This is a genomic window from Tropicimonas sp. IMCC34011 (assembly GCF_003390865.1).
GTDB lineage: Bacteria > Pseudomonadota > Alphaproteobacteria > Rhodobacterales > Rhodobacteraceae > Tropicimonas_B.
Map to the genome: position 1 here is coordinate 76,111 of NZ_QMEJ01000001.1, position 15,916 is coordinate 92,026.

The 15,916-nt window shown below is 60.8% G+C and carries 19 protein-coding genes; 8 read left to right on the plus strand and 11 right to left on the minus strand.

Features of this window, described 5'->3' with window-relative positions; genetic code table 11:
• Positions 1–115 precede the first annotated feature (115 nt).
• Positions 116–880 (minus strand): FadR/GntR family transcriptional regulator, encoded by a 765-nt coding sequence (locus tag DQG15_RS00330; protein WP_116081838.1) that lies wholly within the window; start codon positions 878–880, stop codon positions 116–118.
• An 83-nt stretch (positions 881–963) separates the two neighbouring features.
• On the opposite strand from DQG15_RS00330, the gene DQG15_RS00335 reads away from it, so the two are divergent.
• The 6 genes from DQG15_RS00335 (at position 964) to DQG15_RS17995 (ending at position 5,915) form a co-directional block, all read left to right on the plus strand.
• Positions 964–1,620, plus strand: a complete 657-nt coding sequence (locus DQG15_RS00335; RefSeq protein WP_116081839.1) for a GDSL-type esterase/lipase family protein — start codon at positions 964–966, stop codon at positions 1,618–1,620.
• A gap of 277 nt (positions 1,621–1,897) precedes the next feature.
• Positions 1,898–3,202 (plus strand): sugar ABC transporter substrate-binding protein, encoded by a 1,305-nt coding sequence (locus tag DQG15_RS00340; RefSeq protein WP_116081841.1) that lies wholly within the window; start codon positions 1,898–1,900, stop codon positions 3,200–3,202.
• Positions 3,203–3,298: 96 nt separating this feature from the next.
• Positions 3,299–4,171: a carbohydrate ABC transporter permease gene (locus tag DQG15_RS00345; RefSeq protein ID WP_198665080.1), complete on the plus strand. Its 873-nt coding sequence runs from the start codon at positions 3,299–3,301 to the stop codon at positions 4,169–4,171.
• Positions 4,172–4,180: 9 nt separating this feature from the next.
• Complete coding sequence (locus DQG15_RS00350) at positions 4,181–5,011, plus strand: carbohydrate ABC transporter permease (RefSeq protein ID WP_370454161.1); 831 nt, start codon at positions 4,181–4,183, stop codon at positions 5,009–5,011.
• Between the two features lie 67 nt (positions 5,012–5,078).
• Positions 5,079–5,747, plus strand: a complete 669-nt coding sequence (locus tag DQG15_RS00355; RefSeq protein WP_116081844.1) for an SGNH/GDSL hydrolase family protein — start codon at positions 5,079–5,081, stop codon at positions 5,745–5,747.
• Between the two features lie 30 nt (positions 5,748–5,777).
• Entirely contained in the window at positions 5,778–5,915 is a 138-nt protein-coding gene (locus tag DQG15_RS17995; protein ID WP_157968838.1) for a hypothetical protein, read from the plus strand.
• A gap of 37 nt (positions 5,916–5,952) precedes the next feature.
• On the opposite strand, the gene DQG15_RS00360 is transcribed toward DQG15_RS17995, so the two are convergent.
• The 7 genes from DQG15_RS00360 to DQG15_RS00390 form a co-directional block, all read right to left on the minus strand.
• Positions 5,953–7,122, minus strand: coding sequence for a mandelate racemase/muconate lactonizing enzyme family protein (locus tag DQG15_RS00360; RefSeq protein WP_198665038.1), 1,170 nt, complete (start codon positions 7,120–7,122; stop codon positions 5,953–5,955).
• A gap of 143 nt (positions 7,123–7,265) precedes the next feature.
• Positions 7,266–8,054, minus strand: coding sequence for an amino acid ABC transporter ATP-binding protein (locus DQG15_RS00365; protein WP_116081846.1), 789 nt, complete (start codon positions 8,052–8,054; stop codon positions 7,266–7,268).
• Positions 8,051–8,722, minus strand: a complete 672-nt coding sequence (locus DQG15_RS00370) for a GntR family transcriptional regulator (RefSeq protein WP_116081848.1) — start codon at positions 8,720–8,722, stop codon at positions 8,051–8,053. Before DQG15_RS00370 ends, DQG15_RS00365 begins: the two co-directional genes overlap by 4 nt.
• A gap of 49 nt (positions 8,723–8,771) precedes the next feature.
• A complete protein-coding gene (locus DQG15_RS00375; protein WP_116081850.1) occupies positions 8,772–9,461 on the minus strand; it encodes an amino acid ABC transporter permease in 690 nt (229 codons plus the stop codon).
• A 36-nt stretch (positions 9,462–9,497) separates the two neighbouring features.
• Positions 9,498–10,334 (minus strand): transporter substrate-binding domain-containing protein, encoded by an 837-nt coding sequence (locus tag DQG15_RS00380; protein ID WP_157968839.1) that lies wholly within the window; start codon positions 10,332–10,334, stop codon positions 9,498–9,500.
• Between the two features lie 263 nt (positions 10,335–10,597).
• Complete coding sequence (locus DQG15_RS00385) at positions 10,598–10,996, minus strand: CRISPR-associated endonuclease Cas1 (protein ID WP_157968840.1); 399 nt, start codon at positions 10,994–10,996, stop codon at positions 10,598–10,600.
• Between the two features lie 207 nt (positions 10,997–11,203).
• Positions 11,204–11,776, minus strand: a complete 573-nt coding sequence (locus DQG15_RS00390) for a glutathione S-transferase family protein (protein ID WP_116081854.1) — start codon at positions 11,774–11,776, stop codon at positions 11,204–11,206.
• Between the two features lie 90 nt (positions 11,777–11,866).
• On the opposite strand from DQG15_RS00390, the gene DQG15_RS00395 reads away from it, so the two are divergent.
• Positions 11,867–12,529: a helix-turn-helix transcriptional regulator gene (locus DQG15_RS00395; RefSeq protein WP_370454152.1), complete on the plus strand. Its 663-nt coding sequence runs from the start codon at positions 11,867–11,869 to the stop codon at positions 12,527–12,529.
• Positions 12,530–12,717: 188 nt separating this feature from the next.
• Here DQG15_RS00395 and DQG15_RS00400 read toward each other — a convergent pair whose 3' ends face one another.
• Positions 12,718–13,056 (minus strand): EthD domain-containing protein, encoded by a 339-nt coding sequence (locus tag DQG15_RS00400; protein ID WP_116081858.1) that lies wholly within the window; start codon positions 13,054–13,056, stop codon positions 12,718–12,720.
• 115 nt (positions 13,057–13,171) lie between these two features.
• On the opposite strand from DQG15_RS00400, the gene DQG15_RS00405 reads away from it, so the two are divergent.
• Complete coding sequence (locus DQG15_RS00405) at positions 13,172–14,101, plus strand: AraC family transcriptional regulator (RefSeq protein ID WP_116081859.1); 930 nt, start codon at positions 13,172–13,174, stop codon at positions 14,099–14,101.
• Between the two features lie 212 nt (positions 14,102–14,313).
• Here DQG15_RS00405 and DQG15_RS00410 read toward each other — a convergent pair whose 3' ends face one another.
• Positions 14,314–14,790, minus strand: a complete 477-nt coding sequence (locus DQG15_RS00410; RefSeq protein ID WP_116081861.1) for a dihydrofolate reductase — start codon at positions 14,788–14,790, stop codon at positions 14,314–14,316.
• Positions 14,787–15,602, minus strand: coding sequence for a thymidylate synthase (locus DQG15_RS00415; RefSeq protein WP_116081862.1), 816 nt, complete (start codon positions 15,600–15,602; stop codon positions 14,787–14,789). Before DQG15_RS00415 ends, DQG15_RS00410 begins: the two co-directional genes overlap by 4 nt.
• Positions 15,603–15,916 lie beyond the last annotated feature (314 nt).

A 15,916-nucleotide genomic window follows, 5' to 3' on the forward strand; every position in this document is an offset into this window, starting at 1 on the left:
TTGAAGAGACCGTGCTCAGTCCGCACCGTCTCCAATCCGCACATGTCGGTCGTCGTTCATCAAAGGGTTGATTGAACTAGGCTTTGCCCTCCCGGGCACGAAGCTTCGGATCTCGTCAGTGCTGATCAGACATGTGATGCTGGCGAGCCATACGATGATCGAACAGCGCAAAAACCGCTCTTTGCGCGGCTCGCGGGTCCAGATCGACGATTGCCTCGATAGCTTCAATATATTGATCAGGCGTCGTTCGTTGTAGATGACGGACCAGCTGCTCGCGATGGTGGGTACGCAAACCTTCGATCGATCTCTGCGCAAGGCAGAAAAGGAACGAGTTCCCCGCAAGCGCAGCAAGATGAAGGTGAAAATCAAGGACGGCGTCGGGGAGATCATCAGGATCGGCCGACTTGATCCGACCGGCCAGAGCCTTGAGATCGGCATCCGCCAGATTTAGCTCCGCAACCTTCCCGGCCACCTGCGGCTGGGTCAGGGCCAGAACCTCGATCAGTTGATCTCCCACATCACTTGAGCGATCCCCGTTGCTCATCCAGCTGATGACGTCGCTGTCGACCATGTTCCAGAGTGTCGGGTCGAGTATCGCCGTGCCTCGACGTCGGCGTGGCTCCACGATTGATTTGGCCGAGAGGGTCTTGATCGCCTCGCGCACCACCGTTCTGCTAACGCCCAGTTCCTCGCCCAGCTTGTCCTCTTTCGGGAGGTAGTCAGCCTCCGACCAGGCCCCACCGATGATCGCCATGAAGATCCGGCGAGCTGCCAGAGCACTCAGATCGTCCGACGGCATACGAACGGGTTTCAGCCCGCTCGAGGGCGTCTCCACCAACTGGGGCAGGGGGATGGGATCGGGGCGGCGGTAGATCGTCATACGATGGTCAGTTATCGTTGAGTCCGGGTTAGATCATATATATTCTGGTCCCTTGATGTGTAAATAGCCGGGCTGCCAGGTCGATGCCAACTGTCGTTTGTTTCGGGGATTCCATCACCTGGGGCTGCCCTCCCTACAAGAATTCAGCGTCTGTCCCCGTCAGGATGCCAAAGGAGTCTCGCTGGCCGCAGGTCATGGCTGCCGAGGTGGGGATGGACATCGACGTGATCGAAGACGGCCTAAGCGCTCGCACGACCGTGTTCGACGACCCCGTCGAGGGGGAGCACAAGAACGGTTCGAGATTGATCGTGGCTTCGATCGAAACCCATGCACCGCTCGATCTTCTGATCATCATGCTGGGCACCAACGACTTCAAGGATCAGTTCCGGGCGTCTGCATTCACTTCGGCCCGTGGGGTGCTGACGCTCGTGCAACTGGTCCACGGCTACTATGCCCTGGCGGATCATCGTCCGGAAATCCTTATCGTTACCCCGCCCTCACTGACCCGCGAGGCGGAGCCGGCGTTTTACGGCAACGGCTGGGAGCGGTGCAGGGGTCATGCTGACTATCTGCAGCAGATCGCGGATCGAACCGGGTGCTTTCATTTCGACTGCAACTCCGTCGCGAGCGTGGGGACGGACGGGATCCATCTGGACGTCGAGGGGCAGCGCGCTCTCGGCAGGGCCCTCGCACCCAAGGTTGCCTCAATTCTGAAAATGAGTGGCTCGAGGACACGTTGAGCTCACTCGGGCCGGGGACGTGATCGAGCCGGCCGCTATAATTTGCTCGTCGGTGCACATGCGGTGCCAGTGGCGGGGCTCCAGATCCGCTTCGCCATTTTTGCCCCGCGACCTGTAGGGCTGCCCCGCGCTGCTGCTCGTCTTAGGATCGCCTTCGGCGACCAGACAAATCCCACGCACCATATTTCTATTTACATCATACGTATGATCTATGATGCTGATCAAAGCCGGAGGAGGCAGGCGGGCGTGGGTCCGTCGAGATTGGAGGAGAAGACGCATGAGAATATCGAACCTGTTGCTGGGGACGGCCGCGATTGCGGCTGGCTTAGGCGCGGCAGCCTCGGCTGACGAAATCACGGTGGCCACGATCAATGTCGGCCACATGGTCACCGCGCAGAGGCTGACTGCCGAGTTCGAGGCTGCCCATCCCGACATCAAGGTCAATTGGGTGACGCTCGACGAGGGGACGCTTCGCCAGAGGATCACGGCCGACATTGCCACCGATGGTGGTCAGTTCGATGTCATGACGATCGGCATGTACGAGGCGCCGATCTGGGCCGAGCGGGGGTGGCTTCTGCCGCTGGACTTCGATGACGCCTATGACGTCGATGACATCTATGAGCCTATCCGCGCCGGACTCAGCTACGATGGCCAGCTGTACGCAGCGCCGTTCTACGGCGAAAGCTCGATGGTCATGTATAACCGTGAGCTTGTCGAAGCTGCCGGTTACGACGGGATCGACGACCATGCCAGCTGGCAGGAAATCCGCGAGATTGCCGCCGCGATCACGGATCGGGAGGCCGGGTTCTATGGCATCTGCCTGCGCGGCAAGCCCGGCTGGGGCGAGAACATGGCCCTCATCGGCACCATGGCGAACTCGTTCGGAGGCAGCTACTTCAACGACGACTGGACGCCCGCATTCGAAACGCAGCCATGGCGGGATGCGGTCCAGATCTACGTCGACATGATGAACGAGTCGGGCCCTCCGGGCGCGGAGTCCAATTCGTTCGGAGAGAGCCTGGCTCTCATGAACGAGGGGCGCTGCGGGATCTGGATCGACGCCACGATTGGCGCGTCTCTCATGACCGATCCGACGGAATCCAGGGTTGCAGGCAAGGTCGGTTTCGCCCAGGCGCCTAACGGCGGCACCGAGAACGGATCGAACTGGCTCTGGGCCTGGGCCCTTGCCGTGCCCGCCGGTACCGACAGTGCCGAGGACGCAACGACGTTCATCGAATGGCTGACCTCGAAGGATTACATTCGCCTTGTGGGGGAGACGGAAGGCTGGGCCCAGGTGCCGACCGGTAGCCGGGAGTCCACCTACGACATTCCCGAATTCATGGAGGCGACGAGCTTTGCCGATGCCGAGCTCGAGGCAATCCTGACCGCCCGCCCGGAGATTGGCCCGAACAAGCCTTACGTCGGGGTCCAGTTCGCCGCCATTCCCGAGTTTCAGGCCATCGGAAATGCCGTCGGTCAGCAAATGACTGCCGCTCTCTCCGGTGAGCTGACAGTTGATGAGGCTTTGGCCAATTCTCAGGAAATTGCGGATCGGGAGATGCGCAGAGCTGGGTACTACTGACCGCCTCATCGCTCCGCAGGGCCACCGCCTCCCAAGGTGGCCTTGCGGAGCACTTTCTGAATGCTTGCCGTCGCGATCAGAGCGGGACAGCAGGGCATGGGGTCTTCGATGAATCAAACGCTATCGAGATGGCTTCAAGCGCCGTCCATCGTTCTACTTTTTATTTGGATGATCGTGCCAGCGGGCATGACCGTCTATTTCTCTTTCATCAACTATCGATTGCTTTCGCCGGAGCAGGGCGGCTTTGCGGGCTGGTCGAATTATGAGTTCTTCTACACCGATCGCGATTTCTGGCCGGCGATCTTCAACACACTGCTGATGGTCGGTCTCGTGCTGGTGATCACCATCGTACTGGGCCTGGCTTTGGCTGTTCTTCTTGATCGCCGGTTCAGGGGGCGCAACATCGCCCGGCTGCTGCTCATCTCCCCGTTCTTCATCATGCCAACAGTGAACGCATTGATTTGGAAGACGATGATGATGAACCCGATCTACGGTATCCTTTCCGTCGTCTGGAGGTTCTTCGGTGCCGAGCCGATCGACTGGTTGAGCCAGTTTCCGCTCCTGTCGATCGTCATCATCATCAGCTGGCAGTGGACGCCGTTCGCCTTCCTGATCTTCATGACTGCATTGCAGAGCCAGGACCATGAGCAAAAGGAAGCGGCAACGCTCGACGGCGCCGGATTCTGGGCGCAGCTGTGGCATCTGACGCTGCCGCATCTCGCGCGGCCCATAGCCGTCGTGGTGCTAATCCAGTCGATCTTTCACCTTTCGATCTTCGCAGAGATCTTCGTCACCACAGGGGGCGGCCCGGGCAATCAGTCGACCAACCTGGCGTTCCTGATCTACAGGCAGGCCTTTTTCGGCTTTGACGTTGGTGTCGCGGCAGCGGGCGGGATCATCGCGATCATCCTCGCCAATATCGTTGCCTATCTCCTGATCCGTGTAATCGGCAAGAACCTGACGGTGTAGGCAATGATCATAACTGACAAACAGAAACAGACGTTGACGCACAATCTTGCCGTTGCGACGGCTTGGATCGTAGCGCTTCTTTTCTTCTTTCCGATCTTCTGGATGATCCTGACCAGCTTCAAGACCGAGCAGCAGGCGATCTCTATTCCGCCCCTTCTGGTATTCGAGCCGACCCTGGACAATTACCGCGTTGTTCACGAGCGATCCGACATCGCCGGATATGCATGGAATTCCATCATTACGAGCTTCGGCGGAACGGTACTGGCCCTGCTCATATCCATTCCTGCCGCCTACGCGATGGCGTTCCGACCGGGCCGATACACGAAAGGGATCCTGCTGTGGATGCTTTCGACCAAGATGATGCCCGCGGTCGGCGTGCTGATGCCAATTTACCTGCTCTGCAAGCGTTTCGATCTGCTCGATACGACCGGGGTTCTCATCGTCATCTTTGCGATGATGAACCTGCCGATCATCATGATGATGCTGTTCAACTTCTTCCGCGAGATTCCGAAAGAAATTCTCGAGGCCAGTCGAATGGACGGCGCGTCAACCCTTGTCGAAATTACCAGAATCGTGATGCCGCTTGCGTGGGGAGGCATCGCTTCGACGGCGCTGCTGTCGGTCGTCCTGATGTGGAACGAGGCCTTCTGGTCGATCAACCTCACCGCGAACAATGCCGGCACACTCGTCTCGCTTGTCGCGAGTTTCTCCAATCCCCAAGGCCTATTCTGGGCAAAGGTGTCTGCCGTCTCGACCCTCGCGTGTGCGCCGATCGTTGTATTCGGATGGATGACGCAGAAGCAGTTGGTGCAGGGCCTCACATTCGGAGCCGTCAAATAGGGAGTGGAGTGATGCTCCAAGTTGAGTGCGATTGCCGTTTGCACATCATTTTCGGGGGACTGCAGGAATGAGCAGAAAACTAAGCATTCTGTGCTTTGGTGACTCCAATACCCATGGCACCCCGCCCATGAGGGACGTCTGGGAGCTGGATAGATTTGCTGCCGATATTCGCTGGCCCGGGGTCGTGCGGCGGCAGTTGGGAGATTGGGCGGACATCATAGAAGAGGCGCAGCCAGGGAGGACGACTGTCTACGACGACCCCGCAGCCGGCGGCGATCGAAATGGCCTCACTGCCCTGCGCGTCGCTCTGGACTCGCATCGCCCCCTCGATTGCGTCGTCATCATGCTAGGGACGAACGACCTTCACGCACGCCATTCCGCTGGAGCGTGGATCATCTCCCTCAATCTGGCCCAGCTCATTCAAAAGATCCGGCAAATGCCCTGTGGGCCGACGTCAGATTCCCACCCTGCGATATTAGTCATTTGCCCGCCTCCAGTCATCGAAACCGGCTTTGCGGCGCAGTCCTTCGTGGGGGCGGAGGTGAAGGCAAAGGATATGCCGAAGCACCTCGCGACAGTTGCCGAGAAATTCGGTGTTGAGTATCTGAATGCCGGAGATCTCATTTCTGTGGATAGTATCGATGGCATCCATTTTGATGCCGACAGCCATGAGGTTCTAGGGCTGGCCGTGGCCGAAAAGCTGAAGTCCATCCTGCCTGGCCTCAGGCCTCATTGATGTGACCCATCGTCGAAGGCCAAGGGTTACATGTCTGATCTTTACCGGCTGACCGAGGCGCTTATGGCGTTTCTGGAGGTCTGCTTCCCAAGGCCGAACGACAAGCCCAAGGTCCATGACCGGTCCGGCAGGGTAAAGGACTGGCGGGGTAGGGGGCGGACCTACTAAGGCCGCTCTCGCAAGGTCTTGATTGCCCTGTGACACCTCACGTGAGGTCTTTGCGGGAATCGAAAATCGTGAAGGGCTGTATGGCGTCGAGGTCTATATCGGCGCCGATGCCGGGAGAACGCGGAATTTCCAGCCTGCCATTCGCAACGGCTTTTTCCGGCGGATTTCTCAGGACCTGAACGAAACTGTTGTGGTCCGAGAAATAGGGATAAAGCTCCAACGGCATGGACATAGCCGACGTGGCCGCGACCTGAAGCGAGGCCGCGGTCAGGAGCGAACTGGCGCAGTTATGGGCCGAGACGCGGACGTTATATGTTTCCGCCATTGCCGCGATCTGAACAAACTCGAATATCCCGCCGCAATTGCCTACATCGGGCATGACGACATCCACGCCCCCTGTGTCCAGCAGGTTGCGAAAGCCGTGCCGCGTGTAGATCCGCTCTCCTGCGGCGACCGGAACAGGCCAGCGGCCGCGGTTGGTGCGCAAGCCGTTGAAGTCGAATGGGTCGAACGGTTCCTCAACCCAAATCAGGTCCAGCTCGGCACAGACATCCATGAAGCGGATGAGCTGGTCGTTGTTGAGGCCGCCAGACAGGTCCAGCATCAGGCCGATGTCGGGTCCGACAACCTTTCGCAGGGTCCGCACACGGTCGATGGCGCGCTTGAAGGCGCCGTCCTCTAGGTGCCGGCGCTGGACGTGGCGAAGACTGACGCCATTGACCTCATGCGCCAGTGGATAGCACTTCAGAAGGCGATACCCATCCTTGAGCGGCCGTTCCGCCGATTCTGCCCAGCCGATGACATCGTTGTGCGATGTGCTCCAGCCATTCGCATACACGTCAATGACGTCGTTGAATTTGCCCCCGAACAACTCGTAGACCGGCACGCCGAGGGACTTCGCCTTGATGTCCCACAGCGCCTGATCGATCGCGCTGAGCGCCGCGAAGACGATTGCGCCACCGCCCTTCGTCCAGAAGGAATTGTCGTAGATTTCGTGCCAGACATGGCGCGGATAGGTGGCGTCGGCGCCGATGACGATTGGAGCGAGGTCAGACAACATTCCGGCAGCGGCGCGCGCGCCGACACCATAAGCGACCCCGGCCTCTCCATAGCCACGGATGCCGTCGCGTGTCTCGAGCTCAACGATGACAGGGTGCAAGGCACCGCCGCTGATGTTGAAGACGCGCATGTTCTGGATGATCAGCATCGAATGTTCTCTCGCTTGACTGAACTTGGGTATAGTGACGCATCCCTTTCCCCAACTCGCGACCGAGCGGCCGCGCCCACCGCAAGGCGGTCGGCGCAGGTAGGGATGGTGATCGGCGTTGAATGAAGGGTCGGGCGCGGCCCCTAGTGGGTGAGGATGCGCTGAAGGAAAGAGGATAGCCGTTCGGTCTTTGGCTGCCGGAACAGTTCGGCTGGCGGCCCTTCCTCGGCGATGCGGCCATCGTCCATGAACACCACGCGATCAGCGATCCTTTCGGCGAAACCCATCTCGTGGGTGACGCAGACCATGGTCATGCCCGACGCGGCGAGCTCGGTCATAGTGTCCAGCACCTCCGAGATCATCTCGGGATCGAGGGCAGAGGTGGGTTCATCGAACAGCATGATATGCGGCTCCATGCACAGCGCCCGCGCAATTGCCGCACGCTGTTGCTGCCCGCCGGACAGCTGGGAGGGATATTTCTTGGCCTGCTCGCCGATCCTGACCCGCGACAGGTATTCCATCGCCCGTTCCGAAGCCTCCTTGCGGATCAGTTTGCGCGATTCCATCGGCGCCAGCATGCAGTTCTCGAGGATCGTCAGATGCGGGAACAGGTTGAAGGACTGGAATACCATCCCGACCTCGCGCCGGATTCCCCGCAGGCTGCGATCGACAAGTTCGACCCCCTCAATCTCGATCGTACCGCCCTGGTGCCGCTCAAGGCCATTGATGCAGCGAATGAGAGTAGATTTGCCCGATCCCGATGGACCGCAGACAACCACCTTCTCGCCGCGTCTCACGGTCATCGAGATGTCTTTCAGCGCGTGATGGCTGCCGAACCACTTTTGAACGTCCCTTATTTCTATTACCGGATCGCCGTAGCTGGCAGTGACGTCCGCCTTCGAGGCCGTCGATGTCGAGAGTGCTTGATTCATGTCCGGTCGTCCGTTTCCTCGGAGGCGCGCAGGATGCGGTTTCCCTCGCTCATGCAGTGATCCGCAGAAAGCGTCGCAGCGAGCGTCGGATTCCGGCTCAGGATCGCTTCCACGATCGGGCGGTGATGCTCGATCACCGCCTCCTTGTAATTTTCGCTGTATGTCGTGCTCAGGAACAGGCGCACTTGTTGTTCGACCAGCCGGTAGTGATGGGACAGTCGAGAATTCTTCGCAAGCTCCACGATGCAGCGATGCAGGGCAAAGTCGCGTCGCTTGATTTCATCCAGCCCCACCGCATTGCGCACACCTTCGAACAGCAGTTCTCCGGCCTGTTCGAGCTGGCGCGCGCCATCCTCGTCCAGCTGCTCCGCGGCAAGGCGGGCGCCTGTCGCCTCGAGCCCGCCACGCATGGTGTAGATCTCCCACATGTCCCTCGGCTCGAGCGTGATGACCGACCAGCCGGAATAGGGCTTCAGCACGACGAGACCGTCGGAGCTGAGTTGATGAAGCGCGAGACGAACCGTGCCGCGCGAGACCTTGAACTGATCAGCGAGTTCGACTTCGGTCAGACGCTCCCCGAGCTTGACGCTGCCGGTCAGGATTGCGTCCCGCAATGCATCGGTAGCCAGTTGCTCGGCCGGCTGACGCTTGAGTGCAGTCAAAGCCATTGTGAAATCCTTAGTATTGCTCTGAAGCTTGACGATGAAAGCTGCCGTGTCAGGTGCCGAAAAGGCTTCCCCTTCCGCGGGCGAAACGACGTTCTATGGCCTTCTGGATCAGCCCGTATCCGTTGGCGAGAATGATGTACCAGATTGCCACGACGGCGATGACTTCGAAGTACCGGAAATTGACGGAAAAGATGTTCGTGCCGGTCGCGAATATTTCGGGGATGGCAATCGCGAAGAGAAGCGAGGTGTTCTTGATCATGTTGATCACCTGGTTCCCCGTCGGTGGAATTGCGATCCTGATCGCCTGTGGCAGGATCACCCTGCGCATCGTGGAGTAGTAGCTCAGGCTCAGCGCCTGTGACGCCTCGCGTTGCCCCCGCTCGACCGCCGTGATGCCGGAGCGCACGATTTCCGTCATGTACGCGCCCTCGTTGATGGCCAGCGCGATGATGCCGGCCACGAAGGGGGGCGGGTTGATCGCCCCCCCCGTCAGTGCAGGAACGCCGTTGTACCAGAATATGATCTGGACGAGAACTGGTATGCCCCGGATAAGGGCCACGTATCCCCTGATGACATGCTTCAGCGGCCCAATGGCTGATGTCATGATGATGCCCCCGATCGCACCCAGTGCGATCCCGATCGTCATTGAGACGGCGACCATCCAGACGACGATCCAGGCGGGATGCAGGAACCTCGTCGATAGCAGGAGGTTCCAGAAGTAGTCGGCATCAAAGTTCATGACGCTTCAGCCCTTTTCACTTGTTCAGACGACGATTCAGTCGTTCGTCACCCGAATGTCGCCATCGCCGAGGTTCCACTTCTCCAGCATCTCGTCGTAGGCGCCGCTTTCGAGCACCGCGTCGAACGCCGAACTGATCGCGTCGAACATCTCTTCCTCGCCCTGGCGGACGACAATGCCGTTGCGGTTGCGTGGCGTGTCAGGTCCCCTGCCGCTCAGCACGGGGCTGGCCTCGGCGAAATCGTCGGGGCGCAACTGGATTACGTTTGCCGCGATGGGCCAGTCCACGAAAGCGGCCTCGACCGACCCCTTGGCGACCTCGTTCAATGCTTCGATCTGGTTGGAGAAGACGCGAATCTCCATCGGTTGATCGGCCGCGCATTCGCTCTGCACCTGCTCCAGCGCGACCATCTGCGTCGAGCCCGCCGTCACGGCTGTGGGGTGACCGCAAACTTCCTGCTCGTTCTCGAAGCGAAGCTCGCTGCCCGCCGCTGCGACAAGGCGAAGACCACCCTTGAAGACGGGAACGAAATCGAACGTCTCCTCACGCTGCGGCGTGATGCCGACCCGCGCCGCGACCACATCGAAGCGTTTGGCGACCAAGCCGGGAAACAGCCCCTGGAACGTCAGATCAACGAATTCGGGCTCGAGGCACATTTGCTCGGCAATCGCCGTCATGAGTTCGGGCTCGAAACCGGCGGGGGCATTGTCTTCGACAAATCCCATGGGAACCCCCGTCAGTGATGTGCCCACGGTAAGGACACCAGGTGTCACCAATGTGCTCGGAGCCGGCAGGCACTCTGCGGCAGCCGCCGATCCCGATACGGCGAGGAGCAAGCCACCCAAAGCGGCTGCGTCGATGCGAAGTTTCAATGTCAAACCAGTATCCTTCCTGAAGATGCGCAACCGAGGATCCGTGATGCGAGACGCACAGATCCCGGAGGGCGATTTTGTTTTTTGCCGATTGTCACCAATCAGTAATAAGACAGCAGACGGCGAACTTTCTGTCAAGCGTTCGAGCTCTTCGCGAAAGAAACCGTCATTAATAACTGTAGATTCGACGTTTTTTTCGCCACCGGGCGAGCCGGCAGATCGGGCAGCTGTCGATCCACCGATTCTCTGGGGTGCGGCCCGCGCTATCGCGAGGCGTTAGATGTCTCCCTATCCCAGCGGTTCTTCGGTGCCGGGTATCGCTTGGTCTGAGGCATCTGCACCGGGGAGGGGATATCCCGCTCGCCCACCTCCGCAACCGGCGTGCCCGGGTAGTCCCGCAGATGTCGGCGGGCGCGCCGCAAATAGACGTTGCCCGATTGCGGCCCCTCGACCCGTGCCTGAGGCTTGCCGGAATAACTGAGGAAGGCGACGGAGGTGCCTGCCTCGGCCGCAAGGACCACGAGGTCGGGCGGCATTGCCGTTTGCCCGTAGCAGACGGTCTGGCCCGGAAGATGGGCGAGGGCCCTTGCTCGAGTGGCGCGGTCGATATCCACGGCGACGGTCTCGCCATCCTTGCAGACGCGCGCGCCTTCGGATGTCACGTCGTATGACCATGCGCCTGAGCCCACGCGCGGCGTCGCGATCGGCCGAGAGCCGACCTCACCTGCTCGTCCGTCGCTGCGGTGCGACGTCCCCCGCTCCCCGCCTTCACACGTCTGCATCGCATCAGCCGAGCCAGCGGCGTCGGTTGTGCGGTAGACGTGCCGCCCGGCCCATGGGCGCGGGCGGTTTGGGACGGCTTTGGCGGATCAGGACGTCTCGTGCTCCATGCGCTTGGCGCAGCGCTGGACCCAGTCCTGGATCCTTGGATCATCGGGCATGAGGTCAGGGAACCAGGAGAAGGGGGAACTGCACAGCATATCCGCGGCGCTGAACGTGCTCCCGAGCAGCCACGGACCGGTCGCAAGGGCCTCTGCCAACGTGGCGATCATGGTGTCAAAGTCGCGCAGCGATGCCGTTATCGTGGGATGGCTCAGGCCGGCCCAATGCAGCACGAGCAAGGGTTCCATGATCCCCTGATAGTAGAATAGCCATGACAGGTAGGCGCCCCGGCCCGCCTCGCCGGGCAGCGGGCCCAGTTTCGCGGTGGGATAGGCATCCGTCAGATACGCGATGATGGCACCGCGTTCGCGAACGGTCTCCTCGCCGTCCACCAGGTACGGCACCTTCTTTTCCGGATGCGGATTGTCGGGATCCGGCGCGTCCGTCCCGTCCTGGCGGGGGATCGTGACCTCGCGGATCGTGATGTCGGCGTTCAGCATCCGGACCAGGGTCACGACCGTGTCGGAGCGGGATCGGGGGGAATGGTAGAGAATGGGCATCAAAGACTCCTTTCGATATCTGCAGGACCCGCTTACGCTGCCCCTACTGACAGAACGAGGCAGCAGGGTATGTCCCGCCAGGACCGATTGATGCGCTTGCTGGACGTTCTCCGCCGCCTGCCTGCGCCGGTGACGGCCGAACGGCTTGCCGCCGCGACCGAGATCTCGCGACGCCAGCTTTACCGCGACATCGCTACGCTGCGGGCCGGAGGCGTGCTGATCGATGGCGCAGCCGGCTATGGCTACACACTGACGGAGGATCCGGCGTTGCCGCCGCAAAGCTTCTCGCGGATCGAGATCGAAGCGTTGATGCTGGGTATAGGGAGCCTCGACGCCCTCGGCGATGCCGATCTGGCCCGCGCCGGGCGCGATGCGATCGCCCGCATTATCGCGACGCTGCCGGACGGCCAGGCCCGCCAGGCCATGCACACGATCCTGCGGTCCTGGCGCCCGCCCGACGCGCGGGCCGACGTGAAAATCGACATGGATATGGTGAGGCGCGCCTGCTGGGACGAGACGAGCCTCTGGATCAGTTATCGCGACCTGAACGAGCGGCGGACCGAACGGGAGATCTGGCCGCTCGGATTGTCATACGGGCCGAACGCGCTGATCCTTCTGGGGCTCTGTCAACTGAGACAGGATTATCGGCTCTTCCATGTGGCCCAGATCGGCGAGGCGCGCCCTGGCGGCACCAGTTTCCGCCCGCGCCGGGTCGAGCTGCTGCGGGCCTACGTGGCACATCGGTCAGGGTAGCTGACTTACTTCGCGCAAGTCAGACGGGCTCGATCTGAAAGCCACGCCTACTCCACGAGCAGCCTGTGGCTCCCGGCCCGGAGGTGACCTTCATAGCCCCCACCGTATCTGCGCTGCGGCGTACCGTAAGCGGACGTCTTCGGCTTCGCGCATCTGCCGGTGTCAGCTCAAAGCGGCATCGCTCGTTTTCATTCTAAGAGGGTGATTTCTTCCGTCACAAATTGCTCAAAGGACGTCGGGTCGACGAAGTTGGCGTGGTCGGGATCGACCTTGGTGCGGAAGCCGTCCGACTGAAACACCGTGATCATGTCGTGTTCCGTATCGAACCAGACCTCGACCATGGCGTCGAACCGCGGCTCCTCTGCGCCGGCCGTGGTAACCGCCGGATAGGATACGACGAGGCGGCGCATGAGTTTGGCCTCCGGAATGGACAGAAGGATGGGGGTGTGGACATCGCGCCGGTAGTCGCGGAACGCCTGCACGTCCATTCCGCGTCGACGCTTGAAAGTCATCACGAGCTTGATCATCGAAATCTCCTTGGTGGCATTCGAGAGTGCTCGATTGCCGTGATACGGAGATAGCCTCGGGCGATCGGACGCACTATGCGTGGACATCCCCATAACCTTGGCGATCGTCCCACTCATGGCAGCCGACCCGTTCTCCGATGTCCTTTCGCTCATCAAGCCGCGCACATCGGTCGTCGGTGGGTTCGATTTCGGCGGAGAATGGGGGATCAGGTTCGGCGCACACAGCGGATTGAAATGCTTCGCCCTCGTTTCAGGAGCTGCTTGGCTCGAGGTCGATGAGCAGACCGAGCCGATACAACTGTCGGCGGGCGATTGCGTCCTGCTGCCGAATGGGCGGGGCTTCACCATGTCGAGGGGATCGGCCGTCGATGCCATGCCGATCTCCTCACTCCCCGACGAGGACTGGAACGGCGGCATCGCCACAGTGAACGGGGGCGGCGACACGATGATGCTCGGCGGGCACTTCGACTTCACCGGCGCGCATCCGGAACTGCTGCTCGGCTCCATGCAGGCGATCGCTCCCCTTCGCGACGGCGATGACCGGGTCGGATTGATGTGGACACTGGATCGAATGCGACGCGAGCTCGTCGATGTCGGCCCGGGCGCGTCGCTCGTGGTCGGGCATCTGGCCCATCTCATTCTCGTCCAGGCCCTCCGGCTCTACCTGTCGCATGAGCAAAACCGGGGCGTTGGCTGGCTCTTCGCCATAGGTGATGCGCGGATCGGACCGGCGATCGCCGCGATGCACCGTGATCCGGGGGCGAAGTGGACCCTGCCTCAACTCGCCCAGATCGCAGGAATGTCCCGGTCGAGATTTGCGCAGCGCTTCCGCACCGTCTGTGGCTCTGCGCCGATCGAATATCTGACGCAGTGGCGCATGATGCTGGCCTGCGACCGCCTGCTCAGCGGAGACGAGACGATCTCGCAAGTTGCGGTTTCTCTTGGATACGAGTCGGATGCCGCCTTCAGCACCGCCTTCCGACGGCTCGTCGGCAAGGCACCGAGAACGTATGTTCGGGACTGTCTTCAGCCGGCTCCGAACTGACGCTGACTGGCCGAGCGGTGACGGTCGGACGCGGGCCTAAGCCGCCGTTCGGCGCCCTGCGCGACCCCGGCCGCTCCCGGCCCATTGCTGCCATTCGCCGCTCAGTTGATACCCCGTGCCGCCTCTCCAGACCGGACGTCCGTGCTCGGCGCGGCACAACCGATCAGGCGCAGTTTGCTCTATGTGGTTAGCGGCTATCGCGAGGCGCCCTATTATTTTCGGAGCAATTCGTGCGAGGTGCAGGTGACGCTTTCGCTTTCCAGGGGCAGCTCCCTGAGTGTCTGCCAGCCGCTCGCGTCAAACCGCGGGAAAAAAGCGTCTGCATGTTCGACATCAAGATCAACTTCGGTGATCAACAACCGATCAGCGAGGCCTAGCATTTCGCTATAGATATGTTCACCCCCAATGCCATAGATCCTCATGTGACCTTGCGCGTATGCCAGCGCTGTGGCGTCCTCCACCGTGGGCACAACATGCTCTGTCAGACTGGAATCGCGCGACACCACGATGTTCAATCGGCCCTTCAACGGTTTGACCGGGAGGCTGTGCCAAGTGTTGCGGCCCATGATGACAGCACCACCCAATGTCTCGCGTTGGAAAAGCTTCAAGTCGGATGGTATATGCCATGGGATCTGGTTGTCCCGTCCGATCGCGCCGTTCCGGGCCCGAGCAACGATCAGGGTGATCATACCGCCACCGGCGCCTTGATCGCGGCCGCTGGATCGTAGCCCTCGAACTCGAAGTCATCGTATTGGAAATCGAAGATTGATGTGACCTGCCGTGTGATCCGAAGGTTCGGAAGGGGTCGAGGGTCGCGCGAAAGTTGGGTTTCGACCTGATCCAGATGGTTCAGATAGATGTGCGCATCGCCGATCGTGTGGATAAAATCTCCCGGGACATAGCCCGTAACATGGGCAAGCATATGGGTGAGCAGCGCGTATGAGGCGATGTTGAAGGGTACCCCCAGGAACATGTCGGCCGAGCGCTGGTAAAGTTGGAGATGCAGCTTTCCGTCAAGCACGCGGACCTGCCAAAGCGTGTGGCAGGGCGGCAGGGCCATTCGGTCAGTGTCCCCCGGATTCCAGGCGGAGACGATCAGCCTGCGCGAGTCCGGGGTTCGTAAGATGTCCTCGATAAGGGCGGATATCTGGTCGAGGCTTCCCACCACCACGCGCCCATCTTCCTCGCGGACGATTGGAAAACGACGCCACTGGTGTCCATAGACCGGACCGAGCTCACCGTCGGCATCGGCCCATTCGTCCCAGATCGATACGCCTTTTTTCTGCAATGAGCTAACATTGGTGTCTCCCGACAGGAACCAGAGAAGCTCATGCACGATGGAGCGTAGGTGGAGTTTCTTCGTTGTGACGAGAGGGAAGCCGTCAGCAAGCGCGTAGCGACACTGCATCCCGAAGTGAGAGATGGTTCCTGTTCCAGTGCGATCCGAGGAGCGGACCCCCAGATCCTTTACCGCCCCAAGCGCGGTTAGATAGGTATGCATTGCCTGCCTCTTGGCTTGGTCGCTTCGCCTAGACTTACGGCCTTTTAGAAGCTCGCCTCGGCTGCCCGACTATCTACGGTTTTTGCTCGACGAGTGTAGCCGGCGCGCGGCATCAATAGGCCCGCTGCGTCGATCTCATGGCCCGAACGACGGGCAGGCTACAGGATGGCCTTCTACCCGCGCGCTCGGCCCTGAGCCGACCTTCGTGCCAGGCGCGGCGGATAGCCCGTGTCAGCCCGAAGCGGACATGATCGGGTTGGCGGTCGCGTTGCAACGGCTCCAACAAACGGGGCGGGTTCCGGACCTTCGTCACG